Source organism: uncultured Campylobacter sp., from assembly GCF_944323605.1.
Classification (GTDB): domain Bacteria; phylum Campylobacterota; class Campylobacteria; order Campylobacterales; family Campylobacteraceae; genus Campylobacter_D.
In genome coordinates this window covers 1-3,238 of the sequence record NZ_CALUTC010000030.1, presented here as the reverse complement: position 1 = coordinate 3,238, position 3,238 = coordinate 1, and the positions used below count along the sequence as shown (strand labels likewise).

Annotated in this window: 4 protein-coding genes and 1 pseudogene; all 5 read right to left on the bottom strand. The window is 28.1% G+C overall.

Annotated features, from left to right (window positions below; all coding sequences use genetic code 11):
- A pseudogene (locus Q0J35_RS08960) lies at positions 1-197 on the bottom strand (hypothetical protein); the annotation flags it as partial.
- A gap of 23 nt (positions 198-220) precedes the next feature.
- On the bottom strand, positions 221-817 hold the full coding sequence (locus tag Q0J35_RS08955) for a hypothetical protein (protein ID WP_297195644.1): 597 nt from the start codon (positions 815-817) through the stop codon (positions 221-223).
- Between the two features lie 159 nt (positions 818-976).
- Complete coding sequence (locus Q0J35_RS08950) at positions 977-1,588, bottom strand: hypothetical protein (RefSeq protein ID WP_297195642.1); 612 nt, start codon at positions 1,586-1,588, stop codon at positions 977-979.
- Positions 1,589-2,170 carry a bacteriocin gene (locus Q0J35_RS08945; RefSeq protein WP_297195640.1) on the bottom strand — a complete coding sequence of 194 codons (582 nt, stop codon included), beginning with the start codon at positions 2,168-2,170 and terminating at the stop codon, positions 1,589-1,591.
- 174 nt (positions 2,171-2,344) lie between these two features.
- A partial coding sequence (locus Q0J35_RS08940; RefSeq protein ID WP_297195638.1) for a hypothetical protein occupies positions 2,345-3,238 on the bottom strand: 894 nt, incomplete at its 5' end.

Genomic DNA, 3,238 nt, shown 5'->3' with positions numbered 1-3,238 from the left:
CTTTGCATAGTGCTTGAATGAATTTTTATATCAGTAGGAATATTTGCAGCCTTGTTAAAATCAGATGTAAAATATCCCTCTTTATCTATCTTGTAGCCTAAGACTTCGTTTGTATTGTTTATAGTAGAATTTTTTGTATTTATTTTATTAGATATATAGTAATTATTATGTTGATTTGCTACATTTTTTATATACATAGAACACCCACCAACTTCAAAAATTACCTATATTGCGTAAATAAAATTTTATTTAAATCATTTTCTATCTTGCTTAACACTTCTCTAGTTATTCTATTATTGCCAGCGTTTCTTATTTTATATATAGAGCCATTTGAATTTATGCCAACTATCATACCGCTAGTTGCAAAATTGTATTGTGGAACTCCAAAAAGACCTATGGTAGTAGTTTTTGTAGCAGTAACAGCTAAAAATTCACCCAAATTTGGATTCGCAACAGATATAAATTCATTATATGCTTGTTTATTTATATAAGATGTGCTACATCCATCTAAGCCAAAACCACAACTTACCTTGTTCGCTGTTTCATATCGAGTAAGCATAGGTATAACACCTATCCTAGTGAAAGAAACACCAGCCCCTGATATATTTTCAAATAAAAAAACATTTTGTCCGGCATTTGTTTCCAACAAACGATACCCACCCTTAACTTGCTTTTTCTCATCTAAACTTAATACTTTTACACCGGGTGAATTTTCTGTAAGTTTGCCATTGGTATAATAAGCTAATAAATCCTCTGCAAAAGATAAACTTGCAAGAAAAGCAGATAAACTTAAAATAACAAATATTTTTTTAATCATTAATTTTACTCCTTAAAAAATTTAATTTGTTGTTAAAAAAATTATAGCACAACATTTAGAAAAAATTGATAAAATCTATCATTTAAATTTACATCTTGTGTAAAAAAGAAATTTAAATTTAAATTTCAAACCCTTAAATTTACTTTTTACTTCTATACATTAAGCCTTTAAATCAACTTTGTTTTTATCTATTTTAAATAAATTCTGTAATAATTCTAAAATATCAGTTCCCTTTTTTCTTTCATTTTCTAAAAAAGTTAAAAAGAAATTTTTAGCTATATCATCATAAGTAAAAGTTTGAGATTTACTTTCAGCTTGTATGGGGGTGAAGGGTTCGTCTTTTTCTTTAGATTTTTCTTTTGAATTTGTATCTGTTGCGTCGTATTCTTTCAAGGTGCTATTTTTTAGTTCGGATAAAAATTGTTCTTTTAGAATCTCACTAAAATCTCCCCATTTTTTAGAAAATTCTACAACAGACAGTGAGGTTTTTAAAAATTCATCCATTTTTCTTTCATAAGCAAGTGTATCAGAGTATTTTTTGCTTGTATATATATGATAATTGGAAAATACTTCATTAAGACTCTCAATTTCATCTGGGCTTAAGGTGTTCTCTCTCATCTTTTGAGATAAGCTTCCATCAAGTTCTTTTACCTGACTCGTTTGGTGCTGTTTTCTAAATTTTTTAGCCTCATCTATAAAGTTCAAAAATCTTTGTTTGTCTATACCGCTTTTACTTATTACATCAAGGTTTGTGGTGTTTGCTATATTCATCTACCTAACACTCCAACCGCCGATGATATTTTCAGCAAAATCTTTGTATTTGTTTGCCATCTCCTTTATTATCATATTATTGTTTAGTAATAAGCTTGAATACGTGGAATTGAATTTATAAATTTGATTCTTATAATCTATAACCCCGACCCCATAACTAAAAAGAACATAAGGTCTCCCCAAATTAGAATATTGAACTTGTCTTTTTACTATATATACCGGAGAAAAGTTAGCAGAGTAATCAACTATACTTAAATAATCTATTAGTCTATTTAAGCTTGGATTAGAACAACTCGCTTGATCTATGCCGCACAATCCTTTGAGTAAATTATTGGTTTCATTTTCGCTATATTTGGCTATAACATAAAACTCTCTAGTTTTTGTAGATATGTTCTCGCTGTAATCATAGTTGATAAGATACCCACCCCTAACACTTTTCTTTTCCTCTAAACTTAAAACTTTTACACCGGGTGAATTTTCTGTAAGTTTTCCATTGGTATAAAATGCTAGTAAATCCTCTGCAAAAGATAAATTTATAATAAAAGTAGATAAACTTAATACAACAAATATCTTTTTAATCATTAATTTTACTCCTTAAAAAATAAACTATCTTTTAAATTTATATCGTCAATCTTTAATAAAAACTTTATATAATTTATTTTTTAAATTTACATCTTGTGTAAAAAAGAAATGTTTAAATATAAAATTTACAAAACACTATTTATATATATAATAAACTAAATTTTTTTAATCTTTTTAAACTTTAAAATCTATCTTACTCTTATCTACCTTAAATAACTTTTCTAATAATTCTAATACATCAGTCCCCTTTTTTCTTTCATTCTCTAAGAAAGTTAAAAAGAAATTTTTAGCTATATCATCATAAGTAAAAGTTTCACTTTTACTTTCAGCTTGTATGGGGGTGAAGGGTTTTTCTATATCTTTCACAAGCAAGTTATCCCCCATAGCCTCTTGAAATTTTTTTACAAAGATATCATGTCTATTTTTAAAATCAAGATATTTTTCTTTAAATTCATCTAAGCTTATATCCTCGCTTAAAAGCCTATCAAATTCTTTTATAAAGGCATTAGCTTCCTTTGCTAAATCAGCTCCTAAATTGTAACTTGAGGCATAGTCTGCAAAGCCTTGTAGTTTTGACCTTTCCGCATCTACTCCCATATAAGTATCATTAAGCATAAAGGCAAAGGCTGAATTTGCATTTGGACTTTTTAATAGATTTTTCTGCATAAAGCTATCAAATTCGCTCGTATGTTCGCCACCAAAACCATAGGTTTTTCCATAAAGAGTATTTTTGCTTTGACTTAAGTTTTTCATATCCAAAAGTAATAAAAGAGTGTCAGCCTTCGTAACAATATCTTTAAAACTTATATTAAATTCACTCTCTAGTTCTTTTTTGTCAAATTTTTTTCCAAACTCATCAAAGTTTTTCAATTTATTTTTATAAAGAGTGCCAAGCTCTAAAGCCCAGTCTATCTCATAATACAAAGGTTTTAAACTAAGCTTATCACTTCTTAAGCTATCATCTATACCTTTAATCAGCCCTGCATTTATCTTAAAATCCTTAGGCAGTCCTGCTGCTTCATTAAAATCACTTGTAAAAAAGCCCTCACTATCTACACCATAACCTAA